13 protein-coding genes are annotated in these 17,046 nt (G+C 56.1%); 5 read left to right on the top strand and 8 right to left on the bottom strand.

Annotated elements, in window-relative coordinates; translation table 11 throughout:
• Positions 1-6: 6 nt before the first annotated feature.
• Both ABEV74_RS13150 and ABEV74_RS13145 read left to right on the top strand, forming a co-directional pair.
• Complete coding sequence (locus ABEV74_RS13150; RefSeq protein ID WP_430146554.1) at positions 7-1,572, top strand: S-layer homology domain-containing protein; 1,566 nt, start codon at positions 7-9, stop codon at positions 1,570-1,572.
• 124 nt (positions 1,573-1,696) lie between these two features.
• The gene (locus ABEV74_RS13145; RefSeq protein WP_430146552.1) at positions 1,697-2,821 is read left to right on the top strand and encodes a copper amine oxidase N-terminal domain-containing protein; all 1,125 of its coding nucleotides are present in this window, start codon (positions 1,697-1,699) and stop codon (positions 2,819-2,821) included.
• A 253-nt stretch (positions 2,822-3,074) separates the two neighbouring features.
• Here ABEV74_RS13145 and ABEV74_RS13140 read toward each other — a convergent pair whose 3' ends face one another.
• Together ABEV74_RS13140 and ABEV74_RS13135 are read right to left on the bottom strand one after the other, a co-directional pair.
• Positions 3,075-4,730, bottom strand: a complete 1,656-nt coding sequence (locus tag ABEV74_RS13140; protein ID WP_372447206.1) for a glutamine--tRNA ligase/YqeY domain fusion protein — start codon at positions 4,728-4,730, stop codon at positions 3,075-3,077.
• Between the two features lie 87 nt (positions 4,731-4,817).
• A complete protein-coding gene (locus ABEV74_RS13135) occupies positions 4,818-6,185 on the bottom strand; it encodes a sodium-dependent transporter (RefSeq protein ID WP_430146550.1) in 1,368 nt (455 codons plus the stop codon).
• 151 nt (positions 6,186-6,336) lie between these two features.
• Between ABEV74_RS13135 and ABEV74_RS13130 the strand changes: the two genes are divergently transcribed.
• The 3 genes from ABEV74_RS13130 to ABEV74_RS13120 all read left to right on the top strand — a co-directional run bounded on the left by ABEV74_RS13130 (position 6,337) and on the right by ABEV74_RS13120 (position 10,472).
• Positions 6,337-6,795, top strand: a complete 459-nt coding sequence (locus ABEV74_RS13130) for a MarR family winged helix-turn-helix transcriptional regulator (protein WP_062489988.1) — start codon at positions 6,337-6,339, stop codon at positions 6,793-6,795.
• 52 nt (positions 6,796-6,847) lie between these two features.
• A complete protein-coding gene (locus ABEV74_RS13125; protein WP_430146548.1) occupies positions 6,848-8,584 on the top strand; it encodes an ABC transporter ATP-binding protein in 1,737 nt (578 codons plus the stop codon).
• 85 nt (positions 8,585-8,669) lie between these two features.
• The gene (locus ABEV74_RS13120; protein WP_430146622.1) at positions 8,670-10,472 is read left to right on the top strand and encodes an ABC transporter ATP-binding protein; all 1,803 of its coding nucleotides are present in this window, start codon (positions 8,670-8,672) and stop codon (positions 10,470-10,472) included.
• Between the two features lie 62 nt (positions 10,473-10,534).
• Here ABEV74_RS13120 and ABEV74_RS13115 read toward each other — a convergent pair whose 3' ends face one another.
• The 6 genes from ABEV74_RS13115 to ABEV74_RS13090 all read right to left on the bottom strand — a co-directional run bounded on the left by ABEV74_RS13115 (position 10,535) and on the right by ABEV74_RS13090 (position 16,455).
• Positions 10,535-11,752: an MFS transporter gene (locus tag ABEV74_RS13115; protein WP_062489984.1), complete on the bottom strand. Its 1,218-nt coding sequence runs from the start codon at positions 11,750-11,752 to the stop codon at positions 10,535-10,537.
• A gap of 16 nt (positions 11,753-11,768) precedes the next feature.
• A complete protein-coding gene (locus ABEV74_RS13110) occupies positions 11,769-12,275 on the bottom strand; it encodes a MarR family winged helix-turn-helix transcriptional regulator (RefSeq protein ID WP_430146545.1) in 507 nt (168 codons plus the stop codon).
• Positions 12,276-12,368: 93 nt separating this feature from the next.
• Complete coding sequence (locus ABEV74_RS13105; protein ID WP_062489981.1) at positions 12,369-13,235, bottom strand: glycerophosphodiester phosphodiesterase; 867 nt, start codon at positions 13,233-13,235, stop codon at positions 12,369-12,371.
• Positions 13,236-13,281: 46 nt separating this feature from the next.
• Positions 13,282-14,733: a cardiolipin synthase gene (gene cls, locus ABEV74_RS13100; protein ID WP_430146543.1), complete on the bottom strand. Its 1,452-nt coding sequence runs from the start codon at positions 14,731-14,733 to the stop codon at positions 13,282-13,284.
• 157 nt (positions 14,734-14,890) lie between these two features.
• Entirely contained in the window at positions 14,891-15,217 is a 327-nt protein-coding gene (locus ABEV74_RS13095) for a hypothetical protein (protein ID WP_062489978.1), read from the bottom strand.
• A gap of 26 nt (positions 15,218-15,243) precedes the next feature.
• On the bottom strand, positions 15,244-16,455 hold the full coding sequence (locus tag ABEV74_RS13090) for a ParM/StbA family protein (RefSeq protein ID WP_062489976.1): 1,212 nt from the start codon (positions 16,453-16,455) through the stop codon (positions 15,244-15,246).
• Positions 16,456-17,046 lie beyond the last annotated feature (591 nt).

Genomic DNA, 17,046 nt, shown 5'->3' with positions numbered 1-17,046 from the left:
GAAACAATGAAAAAGCTCGTTATGAACAAAACCGCGGTTCTTCTCGTCTTCATGATGGTTGTTTCCGCTTTGGCACCGGTATTCGCGTTTGCCGCATCCGAGTTCCAGGATGTCAAACACGATTACTTTACGGATACGGTTACGGGAAGTGTTTATGTTTCGGACGACGTCTATAATCTCAGAGATACCTACTTTGAGCTTAACGACGATCGTATCGTCATCAACGTATACGGCGAAGACAACACTTTGCTGCATACGGTGTATGCTACATACGCTTCCACGGGCCTGTATAAGTTCAGTGTAAACACTGCAACTTATTCCACCTACTTCCCGCTGAAGCTGTCGTACCTCTATGACGGTGCGACTGTTACGGAATGGGTATACAAATCCCAGCCTGGCGGTGGTGGAGGCTTCTTCCCTGGCGGAATCATCGATTCGAACGGGAATGTGAACCGTGACCAATTGATCGCAGCTCTGAAAGCCAGTGACGACGCCCGGATTCTTACTACTTCGGAAGTTGTCAATCTGCCTGCTGACGCTCTGATCTACGGCAAGAACCTGACGCTGTACATGCAAGACGGACGTTCCATCACGCTGCCGCTGTCTGCGCTGAAAGTTGAGGATCTGGCAAAATCCCTCGGGGTTGAGCTGAAAGACCTCATCATCCGCGTAGAGCTGAAGCAGCTGACTGGCGATGCGGCGAAAGCCCTTGAAGACGCCGTTTCTGCTGCTGGCAGCGAACAGCTGTCCATTGCCGTTGACTTCAAAGTCGTTGCAGTTGGTGGCGGCAAAGAGCAAGCGATCAACAACTTTGGTCAGCTGATCAACCGCACAATTGCCCTGGATGCCGATGCTAGCAAGGACAATGCGGTAGGCGTTCTGTACGATCCGACGACGAAGAAGTTGAGCTTCGTGCCGACTACTTTCACCGAGGATAACGGCAAAACGCTCGCAAACCTGAAGCGCAATGGCAACAGCATCTACACGGTAATCAAAGGTAAGTCCGTATCCTTCACGGATCTGGCGAACCACGGTTGGGCTGCCGAAGCTGTAAACGCTCTGGCTGCGAAGCTGGTTGTTGAGGGAACTGGCGCTGACAAGTTCTCGCCTGCCCGCAACATCACTCGCGCCGAGTTCGCGGCGTTGATCGTTCGTTCGCTCGGAATTGAAGCTAAAGGTACTTCCAGCTTCAAGGACGTTCCTGCTAACGCTTGGTATGCCGGCGCAGTAGCTGCTGCTGCTGAAGCTGGTATCGTCAAAGGCGTGAACAGCGATACGTTCAAACCGACGGCTAACATCACCCGCAAAGAGCTGGCGACGATGGTCGTCCGCGCTGCGGCTTATGCCGGTAAAGAATGGAACCTGACGCCTGCTCAAGTTGAGCAAGCGCTGGCGAAATTCACCGACGCAGCCGCTCTGGGTTGGGCGAAAGATGAAGTCGCTGCTGCCATCAGCGCTGGTGTCGTTCAAGGTGTCTCGGCTACGAAAGTAGGCGGCGACAACACGGCTACCCGCGCAGAAGCGGCTACGATGATCTATCGTTTCCTGACCAATGCTGAACTGATTGACTAATCCTCAATCATAGGCGAAAAAGCGACCCTTCGGGGTCGCTTTTTTTCCAACCGTAATCCCTCTCCGACGGAAATTGATGACAACCCGAGATCTTATGAGGATAGGGAAGGAGGATTGTTCCCCTATGTTGAACAAGACATCCTGCTGCATACTCGTAATTGCGCTGCTGCTCGGACTTGCATTGCCTGCGGCCGGTCAGACATCTGCCGATGCGGAGAAATGCGGACAAGCAACCGCTGTATTTCGCCTGGGCAGTACCGTCGTCCGTACCGAAGACGGAACGAACCGGGCGCCGATCGCGCCTGCGCTGCTGAAGGGCAACCTGATGGTCCCGGTCACTTCGCTTGCCGAAGCGCTGGGCGGAGAAGCAAAGTGGAATCCGAAAACAAGGACGGTCAGCCTGACGCTGCGCGGGAAGACGCTGCTCATGAAGATCGGCAGCAATAAGCCCGCGTTGTCCGGTTCGCAGCTGAAGCTTCCTGCACCGGTTACAGCCGTCAAAGGGAATACGCTCGTACCGTTGCGTGCCGTTGCGGACGTTTTCGATGCCGACACATCGGTCAATGACGACAAACGATCGGTCACTGTCCGCCTGCCGTCCTGTACGGATACCGTCAAAGTTTCATATACGTTCGCCAACAGCAAGGAAGGCTGGAGCGGCGAATTTGCCGATCTTCCCGTCAAGTATAGCCAGCATACATACCGTCTCGATTTCAAATGGTCTGCCATTCCGCTTCGGGAAGGCGCCCAGAAGTACGGTTTGCAAATTAGCGGCATGAACCGCAGCGACGATCTGTTCATGTACATTAGCCGGAAAATCGGCAAAGCGGAAGGACTGCGGCCCTATACGACCTATAAAGTCCATCTCAGCTTCGATTTGGCGACGAATGAAAGCAAAGGACTGATCGGAGCCGGCGGATCGCCCGGCGAATCCGTATATGTAAAGGCCGGCGTCGTAAACGTTAAGCCGGAAGCGTTGGAAAAAGACAATGACGGTACCCCGTATTACCGGATGAACATCGATCATGGCAACCAGTCGAAAAGCGGCAAGGACATGAAGGTGCTGGGTAACATTGTAAAGGAGAGTACGGCGGAAGGCTATGCTTTGAAATCGTTTCACGGCTCGTTTACGGCCCGTACGGACGGCAGCGGAGCGCTTTATCTGATCATCGGTACCGATTCCGGCTATGAAGGCATGACATCGCTCTACTACACGAATATTAAAGCTTCGTTCACAAAAGTGGAGTAAAAGAGCCGATAACGGCCATTTCAATGTAAAAGGACTGGATGCTCGGCAGGATGCTCTATCGCAAGCACCGATTCGTTGGGGGAATGGCCCAAAATTCGAGGCAACGTCTTGAATGCTGTTAATCGCAGACTTCAACATGTTGATCGATGTGAGGTGAACGATGGCAATATCGTATAAAAAGCCGGTTCGCATGCCGCCGTCTGAAGACGGCGACGCGAGAACCGGCCTTTTTGTGCGAAACCATTCACCCGATTTACTTCTGAGGCTTACCCGGATCGAACGAGCTCTTCAGCGAAACGATCCGATTGAATACCGGCCGCCCTTCCTGCGACAACACCGGATCGACGTTAAAGTAACCGTGCCGGAAAAACTGGAATTTGTCGTTTCCTTGCGCATCGCGCATGCCGGGCTCCACATACCCTTGCAGCACGGCAAGCGAATTCGGATTGATGCATTCCAGGAACGGCTTGCCGCTCTCCGCCGCCTCATCGGTAATAAGCGGCTCGAACAGACGGAACTCCGCCGGCACCGCCTGGGACGCCTCCACCCAGTGAATCGTCCCTTTCACCTTGCGGCCGGTAAATCCGGAGCCGCTCTTCGTCTCCGGATCGTACGTGCAGCGCAGCTCGACCACATTGCCGGCTTCATCCTTCACAACCTCTTCGCACTTGATGAAATACGCATGCTTCAGGCGCACCTCGTTGCCCGGGAAGAGGCGGAAATATTTGCTCGGCGGATTCTCCATAAAGTCGTCCTGTTCGATATAGATTTCACGGGAGAACGGAATTTGTCGAACGCCCATCTCCTCATTTTCGGCATTATTCTCCGCCTCCAGCATCTCGACCTGCCCTTCCGGATAGTTCGTAATGACCACCTTCAGCGGCCGCAGCACCGCCATCGTGCGGGGAGCCTTCAGCTTCAGGTCTTCCCGGATAAAATGCTCCAGCATCCGCTCGTCGACGACGCTGTTGCTCTTCGCCACCCCGATTTCCCGGCAGAACGCCCGCAGCGCCTCCGCCGTGTAGCCGCGCCGGCGCATACCGCGAATCGTCGGCATCCGCGGATCGTCCCAGCCTTCCACAACGCCTTCTTCGACAAGCGCCTTGAGCAGCCGTTTGCTCATCACCGTGTTGGTCAGATTGAGCCGGGCGAATTCGTACTGGCGAGGCGTCGCCTCCATCTCGCACTCCGCGATAACCCAATCGTACAGCGGGCGATGATCCTCGAACTCCAGCGTGCAGATCGAATGGGTGACGCCTTCGATCGCGTCGCTGAGCGGATGCGCAAAATCGTACATCGGGTAGATGCACCAGCTGTCGCCGGTCCGGTGATGATGAGCGTGGGCGATGCGGTAAAGCACCGGATCGCGCATATTGATGTTCGGCGAAGCCATATCAATTTTGGCGCGCAGCACCTTCTCGCCGTCCTTAAATTCTCCAGCCCTCATACGGGCAAACAAATCGAGATTCTCTTCGACGCTGCGGTTGCGGTACGGGCTCTCCTGCCCCGGTTCGGTCAGCGTCCCCCGCATCTCCCGGATCTGGTCGGCTGTCAAATCGCAAACGTACGCTTTGCCCTTCCGAATGAGCAGCTGCGCCCGGGCGTACATCTCTTCGAAATAGTCCGAAGCGAAACGCAGCTCATCCCACTCGAAGCCGAGCCACCGCACATCATCTTTAATCGCCTCGACAAATTCCGTATCTTCCTTCACCGGATTCGTATCATCGAATCTCAGGTTCGTCCGGCCGCGAAATTCGTCGGCAAGCTCGAAATTGAGGCAGATCGACTTGGCATGGCCGATATGCAGATAGCCGTTCGGTTCCGGAGGAAAGCGGGTCACCACTTCCCGTACAGCGCCGGTCCTGACATCTTCCGCAACAATTTGCTTGATGAAGTTTGAAGAGGACATTTTACTTTCCAATGCGACCAACCTTTCCCGCAAAACATACTATTCCTCTATCATACACAAAAAGAAGGAGGAATATAAGGGGAAACATTACAGCTTGAGAAGTCCCGACGAATGCAGAAAAATGAGCACAATGAGAATCGGCGCCACATAGCGCAGCGCGGCAAGCCATATGCGGAGCCACCATCCGGTCAGTCCGGCTTCATCGGCCGCCCGCTTCCATGCATACCCGACAAACAGCGTCACGATCAGGCCCCCTACCGGCAAAACAATATTCGAAGTGATAAAGTCGACCCAATCGAAAAACGTCTTCCCTTGCCATTCCAGCCCCGGCAGCGTGCCGCCGACCGATACGGCCGACGGGAACCCGACGGCCAGACAACTGATCGTTACGATCGTCGCCGCCTTTACCCTGCTCCATCTTTTCCGTTCTATCAAATACGTGACCGGCACTTCCAGCAGCGATACCGCCGACGTCACCGCCGCAATGGCGACAATAACGAAGAACAGACCGGCGAACAGCGAACCGAGCGGCATCGCATCGAACGCTGCCGGCAACGCGACGAACAGCAGCCCCGGCCCTTGATCGGGCGCGATCCCGAAGGCGAACGTCGTCGGAAAAATAATGAGCCCCGCCAGCAGCGCATACAGAAGATCACCGAGCCCGATGGCGAATGTGGCGGCGCCGAGCGATTGCCGCCGATCTACGTAGGCGCCGTAGGTGAGCATCGTGCCCATGCCGAGCGATAGCGAGAAGAACGCATGTCCGAGCGCGATCAGGAATGCCTGCGGCGTCAGACTGGAAAAGTCCGGGCGCAGAAAGAACGCCACCCCCTCGGTCGCGCCTTCCAGCGTCACCCCCCGAATCATCAGCACGACAAGCAGCACGACCATCGCAGGAATCAAAATTTTATTAAACCGTTCGATTCCGGAGGCGATGCCTTTTGCCACGACGAATCCGGTCAGCAGCATGACGATTGCCTGCCACAGCACCGGCAACCAGCCTCCGATAAATTCCCCGAAACGCGCGGCATAGTCGGCATCGTGGAACAGCTGTCCCGAGAAGGACAGAACGGCATAATGGATCGTCCACCCGGCAACGACCGAATAGAACGACAAAATGGCAAATGCGCCAACAATCGTAATAAAACCGAATCGGCCCCAAAACGGCTTGCCGCTCAGGCGAACCAGCGATCCGGAAGCGCTGCCCCGGCCGCCCCGGCCGACCGTCAGCTCGGCCATTAACACCGGTAATCCGACCAGCAGCAGACAAATGATAAAGACGAGAAAAAAAGCCGCTCCTCCATTTTCCCCTGTAATATAAGGGAACTTCCACATGTTGCCCAGTCCGACGGCGCTTCCGATCGCCGCCACGATGAAGCCTTTCGAAGAGAAGCGCTCCGTCGTCCCTCTCTCCAGTTCAGGCGGCTTCTCAAGTTGTTGTGAATGTTGATTCATGTCTCACCTCAAGTGGAGTTATAACAAACGCCATTATTATACCATTTCCGTCAAACTTGGACAGGCTAAACGGCCAATTCAGAATTGACGATGTTTCCCAATGCGATTAGTATATAGTTAGTCGACTAATTAGTTTGGAGGAGGGATCGCCTTGGATTGGCGCCATGCTCATCTGAACCGGATTATTGCCCGGACGGTCAAGCTCCATCACAGCCTTGTCCAGCAAATGTTGAGCGAATTCGATCTTCACCCGGGGCAACCTCCGCTACTGCTCGCGCTCGGGCGCCAGGACGGACGCAGCCAGAACGAGCTTGCCCAGGAGCTTCGCATTACGCCGGCTACGCTGACGATGATGGTCAAACGGATGGAAAAGAACGGCCTCCTTGTACGCCGCACCGACCCGCAAGACTTGCGCGTTTCCAGGGTCAGCCTGACCGACAAGGGTCGGCAGGCGCTCAGTGCGGCCAGAGAAGCGCTGGAGAAGCTGGAAGAAGCGGCATTCGTCGGCTTTGCGCCGGAAGAAAAGGAACTGCTGCGCTCCCTTATGCTTCGCGTCTACGAAAATCTGTCCGCCTGCGAGCAAGCGATGCAACCATCTCCTCCTTCATGACCGGCCTGGCCCTATCCGATACCATACTACCCAAAGGAGCGACTCGATTGCCATGTTCAAGTTAAAGCGTTACTTGAGGCCGTATTGGCTCCCCGTTCTGCTTGCTCCGCTGCTCATGCTCGTCGAGGTGATCATGGATCTGCTTCAGCCTATGCTCATGGCCAGCATCGTCGACGACGGCGTCATGAAGAGGGACCTGGCGCATATTCAAACCATGGGACTCATCATGATCGGCGTCGCGATCATCGGACTTATCGGCGGCGTCGGCTGCAGCGTCTATTCCACCATCGCTTCGCAAAGCTTCGGCACCGACCTGCGGCGCGACCTGTTCCGCCATATCCAGACACTCTCTTTCGCCAATCTCGACCGGCTGAAGACTGGCTCTCTCATTACCCGTCTGACGAACGACATCGTTCAGCTCCAAAATCTGGTGCAAATGCTGCTGCGCATCTTCGTACGAGCACCATTGCTCGCAATCGGCTCCATCGCGATGGCGATCGTCATCAGCCCGCGTCTGGCTCTTATTCTGGGCGTCGCCGTGCCGCTCCTATTCGTCATTCTGTTTCTGCTCATCCGGCTCGCTTTTCCGCTCTTCTCCGGCATGCAGGCCAAACTCGACAAGGTCAACAGCGTACTGCAGGAAAATCTGGCCGGCATACGGGTCGTCAAAGCGTTCGTCCGCGCCGCATTCGAAAACAACCGTTTCTCCATCGCGAATCATGACTATACGGATACCGCCATTCGCGCGATACGCATTATTATGCTGAACATGCCGATGCTGACGCTTGTGCTCAACCTGAGCATCGTCGCCGTGCTCTGGTTTGGCGGAAACGCCGTCTGGCAATCGTCGATCGCAGTCGGGGATCTGATCGCCTTCATCAACTACGTCACGCAAGTGCTATTTTCCCTGTCGATGATCGGTATGATGCTGATGGCCGTTTCCCGCGCCAAAGTATCGGCCGACCGGGTCAACGAGGTGTTCGACACGAAGCCGGAAATCGCGAACCGCCCCGGTGCCAGGACGAACGTCATCCGGGAAGGACGCATCGAATTCGACCGGGTGACGTTCCGGTTCGGGGCCGCCGAAGTGCCGGTCCTGCATCATATCAGCTTCACGGCGGAACCCGGCAACACCGTCGCCATACTTGGTTCTACCGGCGCCGGCAAGTCATCGCTCGTCAGCCTCGTGCCCCGGCTGTACGACGCGACCGAAGGCCAGGTGCGCATCGACGGCATCGATGTCCGCGATATCGATCTCGATCATCTGAGAAGCCGGATCGGTCTCGTGCTGCAGGAGTCCGTCCTGTTCACCGGCACGATTCGCGATAATATCCGGTACGGCCGTCCGGATGCGTCCGACGAGGAGGTCGAGCAGGCAGCCAGAGCGGCGCAAGCGCACGAATTTATCGCGAATATGCCGGAAGGCTACGATACGATGCTCGGACAGCGGGGCGTCAACTTGTCCGGCGGGCAGAAACAGCGCATCGCCATCGCCCGCGCGCTGCTCGTCCGGCCCGCCATTCTGATTCTGGACGACAGCACAAGCGCGGTCGATCTCGGCACCGAATCGCGCATTCGGGCGGCGCTTGCGGAGCTGATGCGCGGCTGTACGACGCTGCTGATCGCGCAGCGCATTACGTCGGTTATGGACGCCGATCATATTCTCGTGCTGGAGGAAGGGAAGATCGCGGCGGCCGGCTCGCATGCCGAATTGATGCGGCATTCGGACATATACCGGGATATATACCGTTCCCAGCTCGGAGAGGAGGAAGTGCTGTATGACCGCTAAATCGCATGAATCGGCGAGCGGACAAGGCGTGGCAGCAGGCGGCGCGGCTCCGCTGCCGCCCCTGAGACCCGACGGCGGACCGGTTATGCCCCATATAGGGCCGGGTGGCGGACCGCCCGGACGCGGAATGATGATGCCGAAAGTGCGGGCGAAGAACGCGGGCGCTACATTGCGGCGTATCTGGCGCTACCTCGGCCGTCAGCGCGGCGGCTTGATCGCGGTGCTGGCCGCGACAATCGCTTCCACCCTGCTCGGGCTGGCCGGCCCCTATCTGATCGGCCATGCGGTGGATCATTATATCATCCCGCAGGATTATGACGGGCTGGTCAGCCTCTGTCTGCTGCTTGTGGCCGTATACGCGGGTCACGCGCTGTTTACCTGGATCCAGACGTACGTCATGGTCGGCCTCTCCCAGCGGACGGTCCGGGATATGCGGCGCGATCTGTTCGCCAGGCTGCAGCAGTTGCCGCTGTCGTTCTTCGACCGTCGCACCCATGGCGAGCTGATGAGCCGGACGACGAACGATATCGAGAACGTATCCGCGACCCTTAATCAGAGCGTGACCCAGCTCTTGTCCAGCGTGCTGATGCTCGCCGGTTCTCTCGGCTTCATGCTGGCGCTCGATCTGTGGTTGACTCTCGTCAGTCTCGTGACGGTGCCGCTGGTCATATTGCTGACCCGATTCATTGCGGCAGGGACGCGCAAATATTTCGCCGGCCAGCAGCAAAAGCTCGGTGAATTGAACGGATTTATCGAGGAGACCGTATCCGGTCAGAAAGTTGTGCAGGTCTATCGGCGCGAGAGCGCCGCGGCGGCACAATTCGATGCCCTCAACACGGAACTGCGCGGCGTCAGCATCCGGGCGCAAATCTACTCCGGACTGGTCGGTCCGGTCATGAACGTGCTGAACAACTTCGGGTTCGCGCTGATCGCCGCAGTCGGCGGATGGATGGCGTACCGGAACTGGACGACAATCGGAACGATCGTCATCTTCATGAATTATTCCAAGCAGTTCCAGCGGCCGCTCAACGAACTGGCCAACCAGTTCAATCTGCTGCAGTCGGCCGTCGCCGGCGCCGAGCGGGTATTCGAAATTCTCGATACGGATACCGAATACGCCGAAACGGAAAAGCATGCCGCAAGCGAGGGGCTGAAGGGTGAAGTCCAGTTCGAAAACGTGACGTTCAGCTACAAGGAAGGCGTTACGGTGCTTCGAAACGTCTCGCTCATCGCCCGGCCGGGAGAAACGATCGCGCTTGTCGGACCGACGGGGGCGGGCAAGACGACGATCATCAATCTGCTTACCCGTTTTTACGACATTGACAGCGGCCGCATTACGATCGACGGTACGGATATTCGGGATATGGATAAAAACAAGCTGCGCTCGCAGCTCGGTCTCGTCCTTCAAGATGCGTATGTCTTCTCCGGCACGATACGCGACAACATCCGTTACGGCAAGCTGGAAGCGACAGATGCCGAAGTGGAAGCCGCTGCCCGTCTGGCCAATGCGGACGCATTCATTCGCAAGCTGCCGCTCGGCTACGACACGCCGCTTACGGGCGGAGGCGGCAATATAAGCCAGGGCCAGCGGCAGCTGATCACCATTGCCCGGGCAATATTGGCCGATCCGGCCATTCTTATACTGGACGAGGCGACAAGCAGCATTGATACGCGCACCGAAATGCATATTCAGGAAGCGATGCGGAAGCTGATGAGCGGCCGAACGAGCTTCGTCATCGCCCACCGGCTCAGCACGATCCGCGAGGCCGATCAAATTCTCGTCGTGCACGGCGGCGAAATTATCGAACGCGGCACGCATGCGGAGCTGCTGGAGAAGCGGGGATTTTACCGTGACCTGTACATCAGCCAATTCGAGCGCACCGGCTGAAATCAAACGAAGCAGCCGATGACCGATTCATGGAATCGTCATCGGCTGCCGGATATCGGAGATCAAGCCTCGACCGACGGCTCCTTCGTGCGGGCGGCTTGTCGCGAGACGACCGCGGACAGCACGATAACGGCGATGAACAGCACCATAATGACGGATGACAGCCGATACATGCCGGCGTATCCGGTCTTGGAGGCGATCACGCCAAGCAGAAGCGAACCTGCGGCAATGCCAAAGTCGAGCGAGTTGTAGAACAGACTGTTCGCCATGCCGCGTTCCTGCGGCTTAACCGAATGAATCATCCAGGCTTGGATGGCCGGTTGAATCATGCCGTAACCCGTTCCGTACAGCACGGCGGCGGCAATCAGCATGCCCGGACCGTTCGTGCCCGACAATACGAGCAGGCCGATAATGGCCAGCGCGCCCCCGGGAACCAGAACGGCCACGCTGCCTTTGCGGTCGAACAGCTTGCCCGAGAACGGACGAACCGCCACCATCGACAGCGCGTTGACAAGAAAGAACAAGCCGACGTTCGACAAGTGGACCGTCTTCCCAAACAGCGCCAGGAAGCTGACCAGACCGCCAAACGTGATGGCTACAAGCAAATTAAGCGATGCGGGAAGCAGCAGCTTCCGGACCGCGCCTGACCGAGGGGCATCGCCCTTATGCCCGTCCTTATCCTTCTTCTCCGGCAGGCGAAAGGCCGACGCCGGAATCGTATGGCGCGGCAGCAGCAGCGGAAATGCGGCCAGAACGACCATACCGCCCAATACCGTTAAATAGCCGAAGCCAAGCTTCATGACTTCCAGGCCGATCAGCGGGCCGACCGACATGGCGATACTGGTCGACAATCCGAAATACCCGATGCCTTCGCCCATTCGTCTGGCCGGGATAAGCTCGGCTACGAATGTCGGCATGACGACGCTGGCCATCCCGAAACCGACCCCGTAGCCGATCCGAAGCAGCAGCAGCGCTTCAAACGAACCGGCCCAACTATACGCGAATGTGATCATAGCGGCGATGCCGAGTCCGGCATACATGATCGCGACCGGCCGAACCCGCTTCATCGCCCACGCCGTAGCAAAGCGGGTGGCGATGGCCGAGAATGCGAACAGGCTCGTCACCAGACTGATCTGGCCGTCGCTAACCCGAAATTGCTCCTGAACATAAGATGTCGACGGTGACAGGAGCAGATGCAGATTCAGAAACAAACAACAATAAGCCAATGTGATGGCGATAAACGATCTGGTCCATAACCTCTCATCCTGAAATTCAGACATCCCATCCATTTCTCCTTTATGTTTTGCCGATGAACCGGTCAATGGTCGCGGCTATGCGCCGCAATTGCGATTTCAATTCGTTCGCCTCGGCGTCCGAGAAGCCTTCCATGGCATCGGTTAACGCTTCCCGCTCAATCGGTATCGTCGCCGCGGTCAGCGCCTTCCCCTGCTCGGTCGCGAAAATGCGGTAGGACCGGCGATCCGAGCCGCTAATCCGTCTTACGATGAGCGATTTCGATTCCAAAGCATCCAGAATCCGGGTAACCGTCGGACGGTCCTTGCCCGACCGGTCGGCGATATCCTTCTGAATCATCCCTTCCCGCTCTACGATACGCACCAATACCGCCCATTGCTCCGGCGTAATATCGTAAGGCTTGAGCCGTTGCGCGAACAATTGAACGAGCTTGCGGTACGTTACGCCCATCAAAAAACCGATCGATTCGTCCAGCGGGCTTGTCCCGTGTCCGTCGACCGGTCGTGCTTGCTCCCCGTCATTACGCTGCCTGGTCTCCCCGTACGCCAATGCCGAATTTCCCCTTCCGGTTGTTCCTTTTCTAATTAGTTGCTTTAGCAATTATATACAAGACAACTAAATACGTCAACCTCGCTTCTCCCGCTATAACGAACGGAAGCGAGCGGGGTAATCGGTAATCCATCCATCCGCCCCGGCCTTCAGCAGCCGGGTCATCTGCGCATAACGCCTGACCGTATAAGGCAGGGTCAGCAGTCCGAATGCATGAAGCCGCTGAATCGTCCGGATGTCGGCATCCTTCCAGTGCAGATTGACATAACGGATATACGCCGTATATTCGAACAAATCAGCGTCCCGCAGCCTGCGTCCCCGTTCGACCAGAAGAGCGAGCGGGACATCCGGCCGCAATCGGTGGAACTTGTTTAAAAACTCAAGATGAAACGACTGGACGATAATGCCTGCTCTCCGGTCCCCGGCCAGCTCCGGCCGTACCGCCCGCTGCTGCGGCAGGGCAAACGCGTACCGTCCCAATACTTCGGCCAATCTCGACGCCGCCTCCGGATCGTGCTCCTTCATCTCGATCAGCAGGCCGATTTTCCCTGCATAACGGTCCAGCACTTCCCCCAGCAACGGAATCCGTTCCCCGCGAAAACGCCGGTGGAATGCGCTGCCGGCGTCCAGCTTGCGCAGCTCGGAGACGGTCATCTCCTTCACGCTTCCTGTCCCGTCGGTCGTGCGGTCCACGGTGTCGTCATGAATGACGACCAGACGCCCGTCGCGGCTTGTCCGCACATCCAGCTCGATATAATCGGCCGGAATGCTCGCACTCATGTCGAAAGCGGCCATCGTATTTTCCGGCGCCGCGCCCATCCCTCCGCGATGCGCCGCGTTAACCGGCTTTGCCCGATAAGGAGGCGCACCGTCCGGGAGCAGCGGATGCAACCAGGAACCGACCGTTAACATCGACAGAAGCGCGAGCGCCGAAGCTGTCATTTTCGCATACAGTTTCATGTTCGTCGTCCCCCCTTTTCATTGTGGTATGAAAAGGGGGGAAATATTATAAAATCGGCGACAACAGCCGGGACACCGATTCTTTGAGACGGCTGAGCAGCGGACGCTGCAAATATTCCTGCGCCGTCCATTCGCGGCATCCGCGCTTGTCCGAATTAAAAATCCGCTCGAGCCGGCTGGCCGTCTCGGTGTCATAAATAAAGGCGTTCACTTCGAAATTGAGCTTGAAGCTGCGAATATCGATATTGGCCGTGCCAACGCTGGCGATTTTGCCGTCCACCACGATCATTTTGGCGTGCAGAAACCCTTGATCGTACAGAAAACAGCGGGCCCCGCTGGCGAGCAAGTCGCCGACGTAGGAACGGGACGCCCAGTACACGAAAAAATGGTCCCGCTTGCTCGGAATCATCACTTCCACCTCGACCCCTGACATGGCGGCGGTGCGGAGCGCCGTCAGCAAAGCTTCATCCGGCACGAAATAAGGGGTCTGCAGACAAACCCGCTTCTTCGCCGCATAGATCATCTTGATATAGCTGTCCTTTATCTGCTGCCACTCCGAATCCGGACCGCTGGAAACGATTTGCATGCCGACGGTGCCCCGTTCCTGTTCCGGCGGCGGCGGAAAATACCGGGCTTCGAATGCGATGTTCTGCCCCGACGCCAAATTCCAGTCGGCCAAAAACAGAGTCTGGATCATCTGGACGGCGCTGCCGGTCACCTTCAAATGCGTATCCCGCCATTCGCCAAAACGCTCGTCCATCCCCAAATATTCGTCACCGACGTTGAAGCCGCCGATATATCCCCACTTTCCGTCAATAATCGCCAGCTTGCGGTGATTTCGGAAGTTCAGCTTGAAATTGAAGAAAGGGATACGGGAAGGGAAGAAAGCGACCGCTTCTCCTCCCGCTTCCTGAAAGCTGCGGAAAAATTTCCGCTGCAATCGAATGCTGCCGATATCGTCATAGAGAAACCGGACTTTGACGCCTTCCCTCGCTTTGCGCGTAAGCGTCTCGATAAGCTTCCGGCCCAACCGGTCGTCCCGCACAATATAGTACATCAGATGAATATGATCATTCGCCGCTTCGATATCCGCAAACAATGCGTCAAATTTGCTAATGCCGTCCGTGAAGACTTCAATCCGGTTGTTCTGGGTATACAGCGCCTGATCGCTGGCCATGTTCAAATAGATCATATCGCGGTACTCGGCCATCGCCGGATCGGCGAAGCGGATATCGCCGCTTTGCATGCGGGCCCGCTGATCCTCGATCAGACTGTCCAGCACCTTCTCCGTTTCCATGACCAATTTGCGGTACCGGCGCTTGCTCAGGCTTTGTCCGAGCATCAAATACAGAAGAAACCCGAGAGCCGGAAGGAAAAACAGCACCATCAGCCACGCCCAGGTGGCGCTGGCGTTGCGCCGTTCCAGAAAAATGATCGTGACAGCGAGAAACAGATTGATAACCATAAGAAGCGAGTATAAATTCGGAACTGTGTTCATGGGCTACAACACCTCGATCGGCAACGGGGATAAATCTGCACAATAGTATATCATACGGCTTGCATCATGAGGAAAATAATGCGGAAACACAAAGAAACACCAGGTAACACTTTGTGTCATCCGGTGTTTCTTTGTGTTGTTTTGCCGTTTATCCGCATCAAATCCACGATTCGATATCTTCTTCGTCAATCTCCTCTTCTTCCGGCGGAGCCGCCGCCGCGGCCGTCTCGGACAACCCTTGCACATAGGCGGGAGCTGCCGCGCCGGCTTCGCCGGTAACCGGCCCCGTAAGCGGAAAGTTCCGGTCGGCGGGAATAAACTGCTGCAAATTGCGGACGCCGTTGGCCCTGATCTCGTTCTCGATCAAATAGCGGATCGAGTCCATCAGATTGCTCTGGCAGTTCAGCCATTCCATAATGGCTTCCGCTTCGTTCTTTTTCGTTTTCAGGCTGATATTTTCGCCTGGAAGCTTCTTCTTCTTCATTCGGCTTCACGTTCCTTACCGTGGCGTCATGCGCCTTTCTCGACGGCTTGTCTCGATTTGCTCTTGAGCGCCTCATAAATTTTGCCGCGAACGAAAGCATCCAGCCCTTGCGCGTTCATCGTCACGGCATAGGCTGCCGGTATGTACAGCAGCTTGATCTCCCGCTCGTCGCACAATTCCTTCAGCAGCGGATACAGCACCGGACGCATCAAAATGCTGCCGCCGCCATAAACGCAGATGACGTCGACTTCGTTGCGCGCCTTGGTCAGTTGCTTGCGGATGTTTTGAATAATTTGCCGGGCTTGTCCTTCCAGCGGCCGCTGGATCGTCTTCATCGCCCGGGCGTAATATTTATGCTTCGGATTTTTCAATACGTCGCTGAAAAACTGTCTCGGGCTGTCCGGCAAATGGATGAGCCGGTTGAATTCCGACAGCGCCTCCTCAATCGCGTAGCCGGCTCCGTGATGGCTGCCGTGCACGAACTGCCGGAGAAATTTATTCCCTTCCGTAATCGGGTACTCGGTCGATCCGTCGCCGATATCCGTATGCAGAATGCGCTTGTCCTTGAAGTAACTGCCGTTAAAGTTCTTCCCGAGTTTATACGTTTCCGCAAATTCGCTGAAAATATCGCCTTCCCGCCAATTGCCTTCGGCATCTTTCTGGAGGGCGAAGATGACCGGCGTTGCTTCCGGCACGACTTTCGTAAATTCGAACACGATCTTCACCGTCACCCGCTGCTTGCCCAGATGCACGGTGACATGATGGGGCGCCTCCATGAAACGGCGCTCGAACTTTTGCGCGGCTTCGTCGGTATGCTGCGTGATCGGCAGCGCCGTCACCATATCCACTCCCGCTTCGATCTGCTCGGGGATGCTTTTTTCCTCTTCATACGCCCGCTGCACGGCGACGGCCGCAATTTGCGCCAGCGTGTTCACGACCGGCAGCTCCGCATCGCATTTCTGATCGATCCCGACATGAAGATTGTCGATGATTTCGCCGCTTTCCAGCGCGAACTTGCCGACATAATACATGCCCGGCCGCGCGGAAGGAGAATCGATCGTTACGATCAGCTGATCCTGCAAATTTTTGATGAAGCTCTCCGGAGATTGTTCGTCGCTCCAGGGGAGCTGATCGACCCGGCAGTTGACATTGGGCTGCTGGATCAGCTTGCCGTCGATGATCAGATCATGCTCGCTGTTGCCGTTATCGTTTCCGACCAGAAAATGATACTTTTGCATGGAATGGTTCCTCCTTTTCATGTTTCAACCTTCGTTTGGCTTGCTTCACATTTGCGGCAAACTAAGTAATACCGAGTACGATCAAATATGTCCGGGCAGAACCTTGACGTCCTTCCGGAACGCCAATCAGATGTTTGACCTATATATTAAACTTTCGATTTATATGCCCGATTTCCTTCCCTTGCCGCAACTTTCCACTTCAAGTTCCTCCTCCCTTCCCGGTTTTTATCCCGAAGGTTCGAAACAACCGGACGCTGATCCGCTGCGAAACCGAACCGCTTCCGTTGACTTCGCCTTGCCGCCGGATCGCCCGACGAGGTGTAAATTATGCAACAACATTTCTTTATACCGAATGAATTACATTTATATAATAAACTTTCGTTTTCTATAAATCATCTTTTAAATACTGTATTTCTTCATAATTTTATTGCATATTTCAAACCTATATATGGATTTCCAAACGGCCAATTATACAGCAGTTTCGCGCTCTTTCAAGATAAAAACCGGATAAAGGTGAAACGGAAACAGGTAGCGGGAGAAGGCCCGTCAATGGTATGATACCAGTACACTTTATGCATTTTTGCTGCAAGA

Origin of the sequence: Paenibacillus cisolokensis (assembly GCF_050481165.1) — a bacterium.
In the GTDB taxonomy this organism is placed as follows: domain Bacteria; phylum Bacillota; class Bacilli; order Paenibacillales; family Paenibacillaceae; genus Paenibacillus_AH; species Paenibacillus_AH cisolokensis.
This window is presented reverse-complemented; position numbering and strand designations above follow the sequence as displayed.